Source organism: Modestobacter sp. SYSU DS0511 (genome assembly GCF_054050755.1).
Genome location: NZ_JBJGZY010000017.1, coordinates 1 through 16,327, shown reverse-complemented (window position 1 = coordinate 16,327; position 16,327 = coordinate 1). Strand labels below are relative to the sequence as shown.

At 77.0% G+C, this 16,327-nt stretch carries 15 protein-coding genes and 1 pseudogene; 5 read left to right on the top strand and 11 right to left on the bottom strand.

Annotated features, from left to right (window positions below; translation table 11 throughout):
• The first annotated feature begins 70 nt into the window (after positions 1–70).
• Complete coding sequence (gene murA / locus ACI783_RS10425; protein WP_457140384.1) at positions 71–1,366, top strand: UDP-N-acetylglucosamine 1-carboxyvinyltransferase; 1,296 nt, start codon at positions 71–73, stop codon at positions 1,364–1,366.
• Positions 1,367–1,432: 66 nt separating this feature from the next.
• Here murA and ACI783_RS10420 read toward each other — a convergent pair whose 3' ends face one another.
• The 4 genes from ACI783_RS10420 to ACI783_RS10405 all read right to left on the bottom strand — a co-directional run bounded on the left by ACI783_RS10420 (position 1,433) and on the right by ACI783_RS10405 (position 4,869).
• Positions 1,433–1,750: a hypothetical protein gene (locus ACI783_RS10420; protein WP_457140383.1), complete on the bottom strand. Its 318-nt coding sequence runs from the start codon at positions 1,748–1,750 to the stop codon at positions 1,433–1,435.
• A 97-nt stretch (positions 1,751–1,847) separates the two neighbouring features.
• Positions 1,848–2,876, bottom strand: coding sequence for a Gfo/Idh/MocA family protein (locus ACI783_RS10415; RefSeq protein ID WP_457140382.1), 1,029 nt, complete (start codon positions 2,874–2,876; stop codon positions 1,848–1,850).
• Between the two features lie 67 nt (positions 2,877–2,943).
• Positions 2,944–4,116 carry a sensor domain-containing phosphodiesterase gene (locus ACI783_RS10410; protein WP_457140381.1) on the bottom strand — a complete coding sequence of 391 codons (1,173 nt, stop codon included), beginning with the start codon at positions 4,114–4,116 and terminating at the stop codon, positions 2,944–2,946.
• A 90-nt stretch (positions 4,117–4,206) separates the two neighbouring features.
• Entirely contained in the window at positions 4,207–4,869 is a 663-nt protein-coding gene (locus tag ACI783_RS10405; protein ID WP_457140380.1) for a DedA family protein, read from the bottom strand.
• A gap of 307 nt (positions 4,870–5,176) precedes the next feature.
• Between ACI783_RS10405 and ACI783_RS10400 the strand changes: the two genes are divergently transcribed.
• Positions 5,177–6,568 carry a dicarboxylate/amino acid:cation symporter gene (locus ACI783_RS10400; protein ID WP_457140379.1) on the top strand — a complete coding sequence of 464 codons (1,392 nt, stop codon included), beginning with the start codon at positions 5,177–5,179 and terminating at the stop codon, positions 6,566–6,568.
• Positions 6,569–6,621: 53 nt separating this feature from the next.
• On the opposite strand, the gene ACI783_RS10395 is transcribed toward ACI783_RS10400, so the two are convergent.
• The 3 genes from ACI783_RS10395 to ACI783_RS10385 all read right to left on the bottom strand — a co-directional run bounded on the left by ACI783_RS10395 (position 6,622) and on the right by ACI783_RS10385 (position 9,108).
• On the bottom strand, positions 6,622–7,353 hold the full coding sequence (locus tag ACI783_RS10395; RefSeq protein WP_457140378.1) for a YqjF family protein: 732 nt from the start codon (positions 7,351–7,353) through the stop codon (positions 6,622–6,624).
• Between the two features lie 26 nt (positions 7,354–7,379).
• A complete protein-coding gene (locus ACI783_RS10390; RefSeq protein WP_457140377.1) occupies positions 7,380–8,108 on the bottom strand; it encodes a hypothetical protein in 729 nt (242 codons plus the stop codon).
• A 73-nt stretch (positions 8,109–8,181) separates the two neighbouring features.
• A complete protein-coding gene (locus ACI783_RS10385) occupies positions 8,182–9,108 on the bottom strand; it encodes a hypothetical protein (protein ID WP_457140376.1) in 927 nt (308 codons plus the stop codon).
• A gap of 58 nt (positions 9,109–9,166) precedes the next feature.
• On the opposite strand from ACI783_RS10385, the gene nucS reads away from it, so the two are divergent.
• The 3 genes from nucS to ACI783_RS10370 all read left to right on the top strand — a co-directional run bounded on the left by nucS (position 9,167) and on the right by ACI783_RS10370 (position 11,953).
• Complete coding sequence (gene nucS / locus ACI783_RS10380) at positions 9,167–9,838, top strand: endonuclease NucS (RefSeq protein WP_457083588.1); 672 nt, start codon at positions 9,167–9,169, stop codon at positions 9,836–9,838.
• Between the two features lie 121 nt (positions 9,839–9,959).
• Positions 9,960–11,630, top strand: a complete 1,671-nt coding sequence (locus ACI783_RS10375; protein ID WP_457140375.1) for a 3-hydroxyacyl-CoA dehydrogenase family protein — start codon at positions 9,960–9,962, stop codon at positions 11,628–11,630.
• A gap of 86 nt (positions 11,631–11,716) precedes the next feature.
• Entirely contained in the window at positions 11,717–11,953 is a 237-nt protein-coding gene (locus tag ACI783_RS10370) for a hypothetical protein (RefSeq protein WP_457140374.1), read from the top strand.
• A 31-nt stretch (positions 11,954–11,984) separates the two neighbouring features.
• Here the strand turns inward: ACI783_RS10370 and ACI783_RS10365 are convergent, their stop codons facing one another.
• The 4 genes and pseudogenes from ACI783_RS10365 to ACI783_RS10350 form a co-directional block, all read right to left on the bottom strand.
• A complete protein-coding gene (locus ACI783_RS10365; RefSeq protein ID WP_457140373.1) occupies positions 11,985–12,572 on the bottom strand; it encodes a class F sortase in 588 nt (195 codons plus the stop codon).
• Positions 12,573–12,619: 47 nt separating this feature from the next.
• Positions 12,620–13,483, bottom strand: coding sequence for a DUF4397 domain-containing protein (locus ACI783_RS10360; protein ID WP_457140372.1), 864 nt, complete (start codon positions 13,481–13,483; stop codon positions 12,620–12,622).
• A gap of 88 nt (positions 13,484–13,571) precedes the next feature.
• Positions 13,572–15,443, bottom strand: a complete 1,872-nt coding sequence (locus tag ACI783_RS10355) for a hypothetical protein (protein ID WP_457140371.1) — start codon at positions 15,441–15,443, stop codon at positions 13,572–13,574.
• A 220-nt stretch (positions 15,444–15,663) separates the two neighbouring features.
• A pseudogene (locus ACI783_RS10350) lies at positions 15,664–16,327 on the bottom strand (hypothetical protein); the annotation flags it as partial.

Genomic DNA, 16,327 nt, shown 5'->3' with positions numbered 1-16,327 from the left:
GACCCTGTTGCCCCCACCGCTCGCCGGCTCGCGGTGGGGCCCTGCAGCAGTGCGGCCGTAGGGTGTTCCGGTGGAGTGCTTCGAGGTGACCGGCGGGACGTCGCTGCGCGGACGGGTCCGGGTCACCGGCGCGAAGAACAGCGCCCTCAAGCTGATGGCCGCCGCCCTGCTCGCCCCCGGGCGGACCACGCTCGACGAGGTGCCCGACATCCTCGACGTGGAGATCATGGGCGAGGTGCTGCGCCGGCTGGGCTGCGACGTCAGCTACGAGCGGTACCCGGCGCGCGAGGGGGAGAGCCGCAGCGGGGGTGGCCGGGTGCTCATCGACGTCCCGGAGCAGCCCTCCAGCGAGACCGACTACGACCTGGTGCGCCGGATGCGCGCCTCGATCAGCGTCCTCGGCCCGCTGGTCGCCCGGCTGGGCACCGCCAAGGTCGCCCTGCCCGGTGGCGACGCGATCGGCTCCCGCGGGCTGGACATGCACGTCGCCGGCCTCGAGCGGCTGGGCGCCACGGTGGTCAACGAGCACGGCTTCCTGATCGCCACCGCCCCGACGCTGGTCGGCACCTCCATCTGGCTGGACTTCCCGTCGGTGGGCGCCACCGAGAACCTGGTGATGGCCGCCGCCCTGGCCCAGGGCACCACGGTGGTCGACAACGCGGCCCGCGAGCCGGAGATCGTCGACCTGTGCCGGATGCTCACCGCGATGGGCGCCCGGATCGAGGGCGCCGGCACCTCCACGATCACCGTCGAGGGGGTTCCCGAGCTCCGCCCCGTCGAGTACACGACGGTGCCCGACCGGATCGTCGCCGGCACGTGGGCGATCGGGGCGGTGATGACCCGTGGCGACGTCCTGGTGGAGCGCGCGGTCGCCGACCACCTCGCCGTGCCGCTGGAGAAGCTGGTCGCTGCCGGGGCGACCGTCGAGACCCGGCCCGACGGCGTACGGGTCGCGATGGACGACCGGCCCCGCGGGGTCGACATCGTCACGCTGCCCTTCCCGGGGTTCCCCACCGACCTGCAGCCGATGGCGGTCGCGCTGGCCGCGGTGTCCACGGGCACCGCGTTGATCACCGAGAACGTCTTCGAGGGCCGGTTCATGTTCGTCAACGAGCTGGTCCGGCTCGGCGCGGACGTGCGGATCGACGGCCACCACGCGGTGGTCCGGGGCCGGGAGCGGCTGTCCAGCGCGCCGGTGCTGGCCACCGACATCCGCGCCGGAGCCGGGCTGGTGCTCGCCGGCCTGCTCACCGACGGGGTGACCGAGGTGCAGGACGTGCACCACATCGACCGCGGCTACCCGGCGTTCCTGGAGCAGCTGCGCGGCGTCGGGGTGCAGGTCGAGCGGACCGAGCGGCCGGGCTGACCCGCGACCGGCCCCGTGCAGGGTCCGGGTCGAACGGACCGAGGTCCGGGGGCGTGGGGGCGTACCTCACTGCCCGTGGAACGACAGCGCCAGCGCGCGGGCGCGCGGTAGGTCCTCGGGGAAGACCAGCACGTCGGAGCGGTGGGCGGCGGGGTGCCGGATCGTCGAGCGGATGCCGGCATCGGAGAGCACCGCGCGGAAGGCCAGCGCCGACTCGCGGCGGGTCATCGTCGCCACCGGGGTGAGCAGCTCCTCGGTCCGACGCGGCTTGGACGAGGTGTCCGAGGCGAAGGCCCAGCGCAGGAACAGCCCGATCAGAGCCAGCCCGACCAGCGCGATGGCCGGCCCGACGAGGAAGTGCAGGCTCCCGGCGTCGATCGGCACGTCGACCTTCCCGCTGGACCGGGCCGGCCCGCCACCGGCCCGCGACCGAGTGTGCCACTGCCGCCACCCACGCGACCCGTGGTCACCGGCCGGTGCCTCACAGCCGGACGACGACGCCCTCGGTGGCGCTGCGGCGGGCGGCGTCGAGCACGGTGAGGCTGGCGACGGCGTCCCGGGCCTCCACCGGCACCAGGCCGAGGCCGCGCACCGCTGCGGCGAACGCCGGGTAGAAGGTGTCCCAGGCGCCGGGCAGCGTCGGCACCCGGTCCTCGTGGTCGCCGCGTCGGACCCGGCCCCAGCGCTCCTCGGGCTCGGCGCCCCAGTCGGTGCCCAGGGTGGCCGGGGTCTGCCCGGCGAGCAGCGCGCCCTCCTGGCCGTCCATCGGCCCACCGACGACGTAGCTGCCGGTGGTGCCGGTGACCCGGAACCGGTCACCGGGTGCGCCCTCGCTCCAGCTGCCGGCGAGGTGCGAGCGGGCGCCGTTCGCGTGGGTCAGGGCGACGAAGACGTCGTCGTCCAGGCCGTTCCCGCGGACCCGCCACTCGGCGTAGACCGACGTGACCGGGCCGAGCAGCACCAGCGCCTGGTCGACCAGGTGGCTGCCGAAGTCCAGCAGCGTGCCGCCACCGGACGGCCCGGGACCGGCCTCGGGGGCGAAACGTTCGAACCGGGACTCGAACCGGGTGATCGTGCCCAGCGTCCCCGCCTCGGCCAGCGCCCGGACGGTGCGGAAGTCGGAGTCCCAGCGCCGGTTCTGGTACGGCGACAGCGCCAGGCCCAGCCGTTCGGCGCGCTCGGCGCTGGCCCGCGCCGCGGCGGCGTCCAGCGCGAAGGGCTTGTCGCACACGACCGCCAGGCCCAGGTCCAGCGCTTGGTCGGTCAGGGCGCTGTGGGTGTCCGCAGGCGTCGAGATCGCCACCGCCTCCGCCCCGGCGGCGCGCAGCTCGGCCAGCGAGCCGAACGTCGGCGTCCGCGGGTGCTCGCGGGCGACGAGCTCGCGCCGTTGCGCCGAGGAGGTGACGACGCCGACCAGGTCGACCTCCGCCGCGGCCGCGAGCAGCGGCGCGTGGAAGTACCGGCCGCCGAAGCCGTAGCCCACCAGCCCGAACCGAACGGGTTCCACCACGGTGCTCCTCACCTCGACGACGCGTGCGGTGATCCTCTCCTGCCGGTGGCCGGGAGCGGCAGGCGGCTCAGAGCAGGGGGGCCGGGTGGCCGAACAGGTGTCCCTGGCCGCGGCACACGCCCAGGCACCGCAGGGACTCGACTTCGGCGGGCTCCTCGACCCCCTCCGCCACCAGTGCGGCCCCCGTGGCAGCCGCGAAGCTGACCATCGCGGTCACCAGCGCCTGCTTCGCCGGATCGCGGTGCACCCCGGTGACCAGCGCGATGTCCAGCTTGACGACGTCGGGGTGCAGCCGCAGCACGTGCCGGAGGCTGGCGTACCCGGCGCCGGCGTCGTCGACGGTCAGCCCGATGCCGGCCTCGCGCAGGCAGACGAGGGCCCGCTCCAGGGCGTCGTAGTCGTCGACCGGGCTGTGCTCGGTGACCTCGACCGCGAGGTCGAGGTGCTGGTGGCCGAGCAGCAGGCCGGTCACGGTGGGGGACAGCAGCGCCTGCGGGGAGAGGTTGAGCCCCAGCGGCCGGCCCGCCGGCAGGCGCGGGGCGACGGCGAGCGCTGCGCGGGCGGCCAGCTCCTCCAGCTCGACCCCCAGTCCTGCCGCGGCCGCGGCGCTGAACAGCTGCGCCGGCCCGTCCTCGACGTCGGGGAACCGGGCCAGCGCCTCGTAGGCCACGGTCGCTCCGGTGGCCAGGTCGACGATCGGCTGGACGTGGGTGACGACCGCACCTTCGCTGAGCACCTCGCGCACCCGCCCGGCGGGGTCGGCCGGGGGCTCGGGCAGCGGCTCGGCCAGCCGGTCGGCGATGAGGTCGGCCAGCAGCTCCAGGGTGCGGGCGGCCGCGCCGTCCAGGTGGGCGCCGTCGTCCTGGCTGATGCAGCAGAGCATGCCGACGGGACGGCCGTCCGGGCTGCGGACCGGCGCGCCCACGTAGGAGCCGATGCCGAGATCGGTGGTGACGGCGAGGTCGCGTGTCTCGGGGCGCCGACGGGCACCGGTGACCACCGGGGGGAGCTGCCCGTTGAGCACCCGCACGCAGAACGAGCCCTCCAGCGGGGGCTCCATCCCCTCGTGCACGTGCATGGTGTCCAGCGCACCGGTGGCGGCCCGGATCTGCTGGGTGCTCTCGGTGAACGTCGACATCCAGGCCACGTCCATGCCCAGCCGGGTGCGCGCCGCGTCGAGCACGCGGTGCAGCCAGGCGGGGGACAGGGCGACGATCGGTGGCGGCTGGCTCCCGGTCACCCCCGCAGTGTCGCGCACCACACCCGGTGACGGAACGTCCTGGTCTCGATCGCCTCGTCGGGTCGTCCGGGTCGGCGGACGAGAGGGTCCTCAGCTCGCCACCATCTCCGCCGGCATCTCCGCCGGTGCGCGACCGGCGGGCTGGTCCGGCGCAGGGCGACGCCGGTGCACGAGCGCCCGCACGAGCTCGCCCAGCGCCGCCAGCGCCAGGGCCAGGCCCAGCCCCAGGAGCAGACCCCGCAGCGGGTCCTGCTCGAAGGCCAGCCCGCCGACGTACCCGATCCCGGCGGACCAGCCGGCCCAGGTGAGCGCGGCCAGCGCGGCGAACGGGGTGAACCGCCGCAGCGGCCAGCCGACCGCGCCGGCGGTCAGGGTGACCGCCGTCCGCAGGCCCGGCACGTAGCGGGCGGTGACCAGCAGGACACCCCCGCGCCGGGTGAGCAGCCGTTCGGCCCGGTCGAGCGCGGCGCGCCGGCGGGTGCCGGGCCGGGCCCGGGACCGCAGCCGCGGACCGGCCGCATGACCGAGCAGGTAGGAGACGTGGTCGCCGGTGAACGCACCCAGCGCCGAGACGGCGACCACGGCCACCAGGTCGGGCTGCCCGGTCGCGGCGAACACCCCGGCGGTGATGACCACGCTCTCGCCCGGCACCACCGGCAGGAAGCCGTCGACGGCGGCCAGCGTGAAGAGGACGACCAGCACCCAGGGCGAGGCCATCAGGTCGTGCACCCAGGTCAGCACGGCGTCGGTCACGGTCGGCTCCCCGGGGACGGCATGCCCCGAGCCTGCTCGTCCGGGTCGCCGGGCACATCCACCTGAGGTCGGGACCGGTGTCCACCGGGAGGACCAGCCGGCTGCGACTCCCGGACGACGGCTCGCGATGCCCGGTGATCATGGTCACCGCCGGGAATGGGCGGCCGACCGCGCTGCCTTCGTCCCCGCGTGGGCGATCTCTGGGGGCTGACGCGGCGGCGCGTCATCGACTTCGGGCGGATGACCGCCGACCGTTGACCGGGGTCCGGCGCCCGTCCCCTCCACCCACTCCGAAAGGCACACCACCGTGCTCGCACGTCTGCGCCGCGTCCCCTTCGCGGTCCAGGTCCTCCTCGGCCTCGTCGTCGGCATCGCCCTCGGGCTCGTCGCCCGCGCCATGGGCCCGGTCGAGGGCACGTTCGTCGACGGGACGCTGGTCCCCGGCACCGACGCCAACTGGCTGACCAGCACCCTGACCACCATCGGCAACACCTTCGTCGGGCTGCTCCGGGCGATCGTCGTGCCGCTGATCGTCACCGCGATCGTGGTCAGCATCGCCAACCTCAAGCAGGTCTCCAACGCCGCCCGGCTGGCCGGGCAGACCCTGCTGTGGTTCGCGATCACCTCGCTGATCGCCGTCTCCATCGGCATCGCCCTGGGCCTGCTCACCCGGCCCGGCGACAACAGTTCGGTCGACGCCGGCCAGGCCGCCGAGCCGGCCACCACCGGGTCGTGGTGGGACTTCCTGACCGGCCTGGTGCCGGCCAACTTCCTCGGCCTCGAGGGCAACGGCTCCGGCGGCGTCAGCTTCAACGTCCTGCAGCTGATCGTCGTCTCGGTCGCGATCGGGATCGCGGCGCTCAAGGTCGGGGAGGCAGCCGAGCCGTTCCTGTCGGTGACCCGTTCGGTGCTGGCGATCGTGCAGAAGGTGCTCTGGTGGGTCATCCTGCTGGCGCCGATCGGCACCGTCGGCCTGATCGGCAAGGCGGTGGCCAGCTACGGCTGGACCTCGCTCGGTTCCCTGGGCGTCTTCGTCGGCGCGGTCTACGCCGGGCTCGCCATCGTGCTGCTGGTCGTCTACCCGGTGCTGCTCCGGCTGCACGGCCTCTCGCCGCTGCGCTTCTACGCCGGCGCCTGGCCGGCCATCCAGCTGGCGTTCGTCTCCCGCAGCTCGATCGGCACCCTGCCGGTGACCCAGCGGGTCACCGAGGCCGACCTGGGTGTCCCGCGCAGCTACGCGTCCTTCGCCGTGCCGCTGGGCGCGACCACGAAGATGGACGGCTGCGCCGCGATCTACCCGGCGCTGGCGGCGATCTTCGTGGCGCAGTTCTTCGACGTCGACCTCTCGCTGACCGACTACCTGCTCATCGCCCTGGTCTCGGTGGTCGGCTCCGCCGCGACCGCCGGCGTCACCGGCGCGGTCGTGATGCTCACGCTGACGCTGTCCACCCTGGGCCTGCCGCTGGCCGGCGTGGGGCTGCTGCTGGCGGTCGACCCGATCCTGGACATGGGGCGCACCGCCACCAACGTGACCGGTCAGGCGCTGGTGCCCACGATCGTGGCCAAGCGCGAGGGCCTGCTGGACCTGGACCGCTACAACGCCACCCGCACCGCCGACCCGCTGCGCACCGCGGCGGACCAGGACGGCACGGCCGGCGTCGACGGCGATCTGCGCACGCCGCAGCCGTCCGCCGTCTGACCTGCGGGCCGCGCGCGGCGGGGCCGGTCCGGCGGTGGTCCGCCGGGCCGGGCTCAGCGCAGCAGCGGGCCGAACCGGACGTCGACGCCGGGGGAGAAGAGCACGCTGTCCGGGGCGCCGATGATGCCCGGCAGCCCGGCCGCGGCCAGCAGCGACTCCTCCAGGAAGACCAGCTCCGCATGCCGCAGCGGCCACTCGGGGTGCTCGTTGGGCCAGTAGACCGGCCCACGCCGGCCCGGCCGGTGCAGCCCCCAGCGGGCGGTGAGGAACCGGGCCAGTGCGTCGTCCCCGGCCACGGGGTCCCCGATCCGCACCTCGATCCGGCTCTCCGCCGGCCGCGGGCCCGGCCAGCGGCGGGTGGAGGTGTAGCGGACGAGGTCGCCGGTGCGCTCGACGCGCATCCGCGACCAGAGGTAGGGCAGCCGGGCCACCCAGCGGGCGGCGAGCACCGGCAGCAGCCGCTCGGCGTCCAGTGACCGGAAGACCACGCCCCGGCGGCCGGTCGCGTCGACCGAGTACAGCCGCACGTTGGTCTCGGCGAACGTGCCGAGGTACGGCAGGCCGGGGCTGCCGAACACGCCGATGCGGAGCATCCGGAAGGGCACCAGCCCGACGTAGGTGGCGCCCTCGTGCACGTCGGGCACGGTGCCGGCCGGTAGCAGTGGCGCGACGGCCGCCGGGTCGACCGCCCAGTGCAGGAAGGTGAGGTCGCGCCAACCCTGGGTGGAGATGGCGCGCAGGACCGGTCGCGGGCTGGTCGGTGTCGACGGTTCGGGGTCGGCCACGGTGTCCAGCCTCCCTCGTCGGGCGCTCAGACGGGCAGCGGGAGGTCGCGGTAGGTCCGGCCGGCGAGCCAGCCCCAGCCGCCGTCGTCGGTGAGCGGGGCCTCCGTCCACACCCATCCGCCGTCGGGGGCGCGGGTGAAGGGCTGCAGGTCGAAGGAGAGGCGCAGCTCGTCGGTGACCGTGCGGCCCAGGTTGTGCGCCAGCAGCACGACGGTGACGCCGGTCCAGCCGAACCGCCGGCCGGTGCACCCGGCCAGTCCCGCGGTCACCTCGGGGGCCGGCACGACCAGCTGCAGGGTGAGGCAGCGCAGGTGCGGGCCGGGGTGCGGGCCGCCACGACGCGGAGGGAGGGGCAGCGATCCGGGGTCGCGGAACCGGCCGCGGGAGGCACGGCCCGGCTCCACCAGCGCCGGGGTGGCGCCGTGGTTCTCCACCTCGAGGAGCACCTCGAAGCGGACGTCGCCGTCGCCGCGGGAGGCCAGCACGTCGGCCACCCGCACCGACACGGCCGGCGCCGTCGCGTCCAGGGCGGCCCGGGGGGTCGTCGCGCTCGCGGACCGGGCAGCCGCGGGCCGTGCCCCGGCGTAGGCCACCAGCAGGCCCAGGACCGAGGGGGCGGCGGTGACCAGGGCGGTGAGCACCCGGTCGTCGAGGACGGCGGCCAGCGGCGCGGCGACGAGCAGCTGGGCGGTGAGGACGCCGAGCAGCAGCTGCTCGCGCCGGGAACCGTCCAGCAGGGTGGTCGGTCGCCGCACGGGCTGACCCTGGCAGCCCGCGGCGACCGGGTGCCCTCGACACGCCCGGCGCGGAGCGGGGGTGCCGCGGAGGTCACGCCGTCAGGTCGGCGCACCCCTGCTCGTGCGGCAGCAGCGGCCGGAAGGTGATCGACCACCGGGCGCCGTCCGAGCCCACCCACGGCGTCTGCGTGGTGGCCTGCCGTGCGGCGGCGGCCACCTCCGCGGCCTGCTCCCCCTCGACGGTCAGGCAGGTCACCCCCGGCGCGATCGGCTCACCCGGCAGCGCCGGCCCGGGCCACTCCCGCTCCGGCGAGGCCGGGTCCGCGGGAGAGGCGGGGTCCTCGGGGGCGGCAGGGGTGTCGGCCGGCTCGGCCCAGGGGCGCACCAGGGCCGCGACGGCGGTCGGCTCGTACTGCTCGGCCTCGCTCACCGCGTCCGCGCCGAGGGTGGCGGTCAGGTCGGTGAGGGCGTCGCGCAGGTCGGCGAGCCGGGCGCGGGCCTCCTGCTGGTCCTCGGTCAGCCCGCTGTCGGGCCAGCCCTGCCCCTCGGCCAGGGCGTAGGCCTCCCGGACGAAGGTCGCGTCGGCGGTCTGCAGGGTGAACCGGGTGCTGGTGGCGTCGGCGAGCGGCGGCGAGCCCAGGTCCCCGTCCTCCGCGAGCCCGGCGTCCAGCGCCCGCTGGGCCAGCTCCCGCACGGCGTTCCGGTCGATCTGTTGCACCTGGACGTTGGGCCAGGCCGGGCCCGGGTAGATCGCCACGACCGGGCCCTCGGTGATCACCCGGCCGTCGGCGTGGACGGCCACCACCGGCAGCCGGGCGGCGAGCATCTCCGGGGTGGTGAACCCGCCGGTCTGCTCGACCGCCAGCACCAGCGCGTCGGCGGCGTCGGGCAGGTCCGGGCCGGGGCCGGGGGAGGACGTGGACGGCGGCGCGCCGGCGCTGCCGCCCTCCGCGCAGGCGGCGAGCACGGCCAGCAGGCCGGCGAGGGCGGTCGCGCGGAGCGCGGGAGTCAGGCGCACACCTCCTACGACGGAGGGGGCGGCCGTCCGGTTCCACGGCCCGGTAGCGTCGGCGCCCGTGCGTCTGGTCATCGCCCGCTGCTCCGTCGACTACATCGGGCGGCTCACCGCCCACCTGCCGCCGGCGCTGCGGCTGCTGCTGGTCAAGGCCGACGGGTCGGTGTCCATCCACGCCGACGACCGGGCCTACAAGCCGCTGAACTGGATGAGCCCGCCGTGCTCGCTCAAGGACGAACTCGTCGACGGTGCGGGCACGTGGACGGTCACCAACAAGGCCGGCGAGCAGCTGATCATCACCATCGAGTCGGTGGAGCACGACTCCCGGCACGAGCTCGGCGTCGACCCCGGCCTGCAGAAGGACGGCGTCGAGGCCGACCTGCAACGGCTGCTGGCGATGCACGTGGAGACCTTCGGCGCGGGCTGGTCGCTGGTGCGCCGGGAGTACCCGACCGCGATCGGCCCGGTCGACCTGCTCTGCCGGGACGCCGACGGCACCACGGTCGCGGTGGAGATCAAGCGGCGCGGGGAGATCGACGGCGTGGAGCAGCTCACCCGCTACCTGGAGCTGCTCAACCGCGATCCGCTGCTCGCCCCGGTCAAGGGTGTGTTCGCCGCGCAGGAGATCAAGCCGCAGGCCCGGGTGCTGGCCACCGACCGGGGCATCGACTGCCTCACCGTCGACTACGCCGTCCTCAAGGGCACCGACGACCCCTCCGCCCGGCTCTTCTGAGGAAGGACCCCGTCCTCCTCGACCCTCGCGAGCTCGGGACGAGCCTCTGGACGGGGCCAGGAGCCGTCGCGCGCCAGGTGGGAGACTCCGGCGGTCAACCGGACGACGGGAGGACGGCAGCGTGGCCAGGGACCTGACCGAGGTCGGCGTCGTGGGGCTGGGCATCATGGGCGCCGGCATCGCCGAGGTGCTCGCCCGCGCGGGGCTGTCGGTGACCGCCGTCGACGTGACCGACCAGGCGCTGGAGCGTGGGCGGGCGCACGTCGAGACCTCCACCGGCAAGGCGGTCGCCCGCGGCCGCCTCGACCCCGCCGACCGGGACGCCGTCCTGTCCCGGATCCGCTTCACGACCGCGATGGACGACCTCGCCGTCGCCGGGCTGGTCGTGGAGGCCGTGCCCGAGCGGCTGGAGCTGAAGACGTCGGTGCTGGCCACGCTGGACCGGGTCTGCCCGCCGGGGACGATCCTGGCCACCAACACCTCCAGCCTGTCGGTCACCGAGCTCGCCGTGACCACCGGCCGCCCGGGCAGGGTCGTCGGGATGCACTTCTTCAACCCGGCGCCGGTGATGAAGCTGGTCGAGGTCGTGCGCACCGTCGTCACCGAGCCGTCGGTCGTCGAGGACGTCGAGGCGCTCTGCGGACGGCTGGGCAAGGTCGCCGTCACGATCGGCGACCGCGCCGGCTTCGTCGCCAACGCGCTGCTGTTCGGCTACCTCAACCACGCCGTCTCGATGCTGGAGAACGGCCACGTCACCCGGGAGGACCTGGACGACGCCATGCGGCTGGGCTGCGGCCTGCCGATGGGGCCGCTGGCGCTGCTGGACCTGATCGGCCTCGACACCGCCGTCGAGGTCCTGGAGACGATGTACCGGCAGTCGCGGGACCGGCTGCACGCGCCCGGCCCGCTGCTCACCCAGCTGACGGCCGCCGGGCTGCTGGGCCGGAAGACCGGCCGCGGCTTCTGGACCTACGCCGGCCCCGGGTCGGCCGAGGTGGTGCCCGACGCGCAGACCCCGGCCGCCGGCAGCGCCGCGCTGGGGGCCCGCCCGGTGCAGGCCGTGGGCGTCGTCGGCGGCGGGCCGCTGGCCACCGCCCTCGCGGAGCGCGTCGCCGCGAGCGGCCTGGACGTCACGGCCGTCGCCGGCCACGCGGAGCTGACCGGCCTGGCCGACGCGGACCTGGTGGTGGTGGCCGAGGAGGAGGAGCTTGCGGCCGAGCGGGAGCTGTTCGCCGAGCTGGGCCGGCTCACCCGGCCCGGGACGGTGCTGGCCACCACCTCGCGCGCGCCGGTGGTCCAGTGCGCCCGGGCCAGCGGCCGCCCCGTCGACGTCGTCGGCCTGCACGTCCCCGGCCCGGCGCCCGCGGAGCTGCGGGTGGCCGAGGTGGTCTCCACCGTCGCCACCGCGCCGGACGCCGCCGCCACCGGGCACGCGCTCTGCGACCGGCTGGGCATCCGGTCGGTGTCCAGCGCCGACCGGGCCGGCTTCGTCGTGGACGCGCTGCTGTTCCCCCACCTGAACGACGCGGTGCGGATGCTGGAGGCGCGCTACGCCACCGCCGACGACATCGACGCGGCGATGACGCTGGGCTGCGGCTACCCGACGGGCCTCCTCGAGCTGCTCGACGTCATCGGCCTGGACGTCGCGCTGGCGGCCCAGCGGCAGCTCCACGCGGAGTCCGGGGAGCCGGGCCTCGCGCCGGCTCCGCTGCTGGAGCACCTGGTCGCGGCCGGTCACCTCGGGCGCCGGACCGGTCGCGGGTTCCGCGACTCCGCGGGTCGGCGGGGCTAGTGCCCCGCCGCGGCGGCTCCCGCCGCGACCGGGCCGGTCGCGGTTCCCGGCCGTCCCCGCGGCGGCCCGTCCCCCCGTCGACGCCGGTGGAGGAGGCCCCCGACGGCGACTGGGCGGTCCGCCCGCTCACCGGGGCCGGAGGGGACAAGACCTACCGGTGCCCGGGGTGCGACCAGGAGATCCGGCCGGGGACGCCGCACGTGGTCACCTGGCCCGCCTACGCCCGGGACTCCGACCTGACCCCGTGGGACACCGAGTCGGCCGCCGACCTGCGCCGGCACTGGCACCGGGTCTGCTGGGACAACCGCCGCCGGCGTCGCTGAGCCCACGGGCCCCTGAGCGGTGGCCGTTCCCTCACGTGACTGCGCGGGCGTAGACCACCACGTTGTCGGTGTAGCTGCGGCGGTCGCGGTCGAACTCGCCGCCGCAGGTGATCAGGCGCAGCTGCGGATCGGCGGTGGGGCCGTAGACCTCCGCGGTGGCGAAGTCGGTCTTGGGGTAGGCGGCCACCCGGGTGACGGTGAACGCGACCGAACTGCCGTCGGCGCGGTCGACCAGCACCTCGTCGCCGGCGGTGAGCTCCTCCAGGCGGAAGAAGACCGCCGGGCCGCTGCGGTCGTCGACGTGGCCGGCCAGCACCGCCGGGCCCGGCTGACCGGGGGCGGGCCCGGCGGCGAACCAGCCGGCCCGGGTGGAGTCGGTAGGCGGCACGAGCGCGCCGTCGCCGTCGACACCGATGGCGGGCAGCGGGCTGTCCACGCCGATGGCCGGCACCCGTAGCCGGACCGGAGCGGGGGCGTTGGTCCCGGCGGTCTCGGCGACCACCACCGGCGCCGGCGGTGCCGCCGCCCGGGCCGGTTCCGCGGGGGAGGGGGCGAACAGCGCGGCCGCGCCGGCGATGACACCGACCGCGGCGAGCCCCAGCCGCCCCCGTACCGTCATCCGCGACCTCGGACGCCGGTGCCGGCCCTCGGTCACCCGGTCCCCGGTCAGGACGCCGCGTGCCGGGCCGACCGGCCGCGGGGAGCCACCCGGCCCCCGACGGCGAGCAGCAGGGCGGAGACCGCGAGGGCCGCCAGCGCCGTGCGGCCGACCGGCGCACGGCCGTCGGCTGCGGCCCCACCCGCGCCGGCCTCCACGCCGCCGACCGGGACCACGCCGGGGCTGGCGGCGTCCAGGGCGGTGGTCACGGTGACCCCGCCGCCGTCGCGGTCCAGCAGCAGCACGGTGTGGACCGACCCGGCGGCGAGGTCGACCGGCAGCTCGGTGGGCTCGCCGGCCGCCGTCGTCACGGTCAGGGTGGCCGGGCCGCCGGGCACGTCGAGGTACTCGGTGTTGCGGGCGAACTCCAGGCCCGAGGCCAGCTCCGGGCCGTCGGCCAGGGCGAGGTCGACGGGGGAGACGTCGGCCGCCGCGTTGACCACCCGGGCACGCGCCTGGCCGGCGGGGGGCAGCGACAGGTCGTCGGGCAGGACCGCGAAGCCCAGCTCGGCGAAGTACCCGACGCTGGCGATCGTGGTCGCGCTGCCGGGGCCCACCGTGACGGTCGTGGCCAGCACCGGTGGGCTCCCGGGATCGGCGCCGGCGGCGCGGGCGCTGACCGTGTACGTGCCCGCGGGCACCGACCGGTAGTCCGAGACGTCGCCGTAGGTCACCGCCGGGAGCACCACCCCGGTGCCCGGTGCGGACACCGAGTCGATGTAGGCGTCGACCGACGGGGTGTCGGGGGAGAGGTGCATCATCCGCACCAGCCCGGTGTCACCGACAGGGGCAGCGGCGGCCGGGGAGATGCCCAGCGCGCACAGCCCGGCGCTCAGCAGGAGCAGCAGCGGGCCTCGGGTCAGCCGGGACATCGGCGTCCTCCTGTCGGTTCGGGTGCCCGCCGTCCCTACCCGCGCCGGCCGGCATCTGCACGCGCGGTCCTCACGGGGTGGCGCTGGGTCATCCTCCCCCGCCCGGGGTCACCATCGCGTCGGGGTCCGGGGCCAGCCGCCAGGTCAGCAGCAGCCCGTCCTCGACGGTGATCACCCGGGCCGGCCGGTAGGGGGCGCGCTGGGCCTCCAGCCAGGCGCGCAGCCGGTCGGCCGCCGCCGCGTCGGGCAGCGGCTCCCCGCCGACGGAGCCGAGCACGGCCTGGTGGACCGGGACCCCGGGCAGCTCCCCGGGCACCGCGGGCAGGCCGGCCAGCCCGACGCCGAACCGGGCAACCAGGCCGGCGAGCAGGGTGAGCACCCGGGGGTCGACCGCTCCGGAGCGCAGCAGCGCGGCGGCGGCCGGCGGGGCGGTGGTCGCCGGGTTGGCCAGCAGTGCCTCCCCGAGCTCCCGCCGGGCCGCCAGCTGCTGCGGGGTCGGATCGGCCGGATCGGGGTCGGCGACGGTCACGGTGGCCTGGTCCCGAGCCGTGTCGCCCGGAGCTGGGTCGTCCGCAGCCGAGTCGGCCGGGAAGCGGGCCAGGGGGCGGGCGTCGCCGGCCGGGTCGTCACCGGTGGTGACCTGCAGCCGCAGCGGGGGGTCGCCGGTCGCGGCGGGGACCGGGCCACCCGCGGGCACGAGCCGGTCGGCGTCGATGCCCGCGTGCACCAGCTCGGCGGCCAGCCGCGGGTTCGCGGCGAGCACCGCGTCGTCCGGGAGCTGCTCGCGGGCCCAGTCCGCCAGCTGGGCGTGGGCCCGGGCCCCGAGGTCGGCGCGGGGTGCGGTCAGGGCACCGGCGAGCGCGGCGACGAGCAGCAGTGCCAGGGCGCCGGCGGCGGCCGGCCGGGCGATCCGGCCGAGCGCGGGCCGGGCGGTGCGGAGCCGGTCGGCCAGACCGGTGACCAGCACCGCGGCCAGAAGCGCGGCCAGCGGCAGGCAGGCCAACAGGGCCGGGAGCCGGTGCCCGGGCGGGACGACGCCCAGCAGCGTCCCGGCCAGCAGCGCCGCGCCCGCCCAGCGCAGCCGGGGCAGCCGGACGACGGTCAGTGCTCCGACGGCGAGCAGCCCGACGCCGAGCACCACGAGCGCGGCGGTGCCCGCCCCCCAGCGCGCCGGGTCGCCCGGTTGCGGGTGCCAGGCGCCGACGAGCAGCCGGGTGACGACGGCGCCGGCCACGATCCCGCCGACGGCGAGCCCCAGGGTGGCCGGCGGGCCGGTGCGGGCCGGTCCGCGCACCCGGCGCCAGGGCGTCCGCGCGGCGGCTCCGGCGGCGACGCCGACCACGAGCAGGACCAGCGCGTCCGGGGCGAGCAGCACGCCGATCAGGGTGGCCACCGCGGCGGCGGTCCCGGCCGCGGGCGAGGGCCGGCCGGACAGCAGCAGCCACGCGGCGAGCAGCAGCCAGGGCAGGGCCAGCCAGGACGGCGACGCGGCGGCCGACAGGGGGGTGAGCGCCGGCACCACCGCGAGCGCCAGCACGCCGAGCGCGGACCCGGCGTGGCCCAGGCCCAGCCGCCGGGCGGTCCGCCACAGCAGCACCCCGGTGACCAGCAGGGCGACGGCGAGCAGTTCCCGCTCGGCCGCGAGGAGGGTGTCGTGCCGGGCGAACGCGCGGGTGACGGTGGCGTAGACCGCGGTGTGCAGCGCGCCCAGCCCGTCGGGGGACAGCAGCGCGAGGTCGCCGTCCCCGCGCAGCAGGACGGCCGCCGGTGCGGCCAGGGTGTCGTCGTCGGGCAGCCGGGGGGCGGACAGCCGCCGGGTGGCGACGGCGGCCAGCACCGCCAGCGCGGTCAGCGGCCAGAGGACGGCGGCGCGCCGGTCACCCGGGGGTCTCGCCGCGTGCCGGGCCCGCCGGGTGCCGGGGCGGCGGCGGCGGCCGACCGGCGGGGTCGGGTCCGGCACGGTCGTGGTCCTCCCGCGGAGTCGTCGGGCGGCCGGCCACCCGGTGGAGTCGGCCCGGCACCAGCCGCACCCGACCCTGGCACGGGGCGGGAGGCCGGGCCACCGGGGCCGACGTGTGCTGGCGGGCGGCCGAGGCCGACGCGCGAGGACCCGCCACCGGTGGTCCGGGGCGGGTCCTCGCGGGTGCGGCCGGCGCGGGTCGTGCCCGCGCCGGTCCGGGTCAGCTGCGGCCGGACTCGGTGGAGCCGGTGCCCGGGGCGCTGGCGGTACCGGCCGGCACCGGCGGGGTGGTCGGCTGCTGGGCCCGGCCCTGAGTGGTCCGCGGCGGCACCGGCGGGGTCTGGCGTGGCGCGGCGACCGGCCGCGCGGGCTGCCGCTCGGCGGCCGGCTGCTCCGTGGTCGTGCCCGACGGCGCCGCGGCGGGCGCGGTCTGCGCCGGTGCGGTCCGCGGTCCGGCCGCCGCCTGCTGCGCCGCTGCCTGCTGCGGCCGGGCCTGGGGGGTGGGTGCGGCCTGGGTCGAGCCGGGCTGCGGCTGCCGGGCAGGCGGGGTCTGCGTCGTCGGAGCGTCCGCCTCGGCTGGCTGTGCCTCGGCTGCCTGTGCCCTGGGGGCCTGTGCCTCGGGGGCATCCGCCTGCGCGGGGGCCGGCTCGTCCGCAGCCGGCGTCGGCTGGCCCTGCTCCTCCGGGCGCGACGGGATCCGCAGCGACTGGGTGCGTGCGGCCGGCGGCTCGGCGGCCGCCCGGGCGGGCTCCGCCGAGGTCGCGGTGTCGGGCGGCGCGCTCTGCCGCGGCCCCGCCGGCGGGGGCGGGGGGCGCTGCGCGGGCGCCACCTGCGCTGGCTGACCGGCAGGGCGGCCCGTCGGCGAGGGGGGGTCGCCGAGCTCG

What these genes read in the sequence shown, in the direction of transcription:
- ACI783_RS10365 (WP_457140373.1), bottom strand. Translation starts at nt 12,572, where the DNA reads ATGACGGTACGGGGGCGGCTGGGGCTCGCCGCGGTCGGTGTCATCGCC.
- ACI783_RS10360 (WP_457140372.1), bottom strand. Translation starts at nt 13,483, where the DNA reads ATGTCCCGGCTGACCCGAGGCCCGCTGCTGCTCCTGCTGAGCGCCGGG.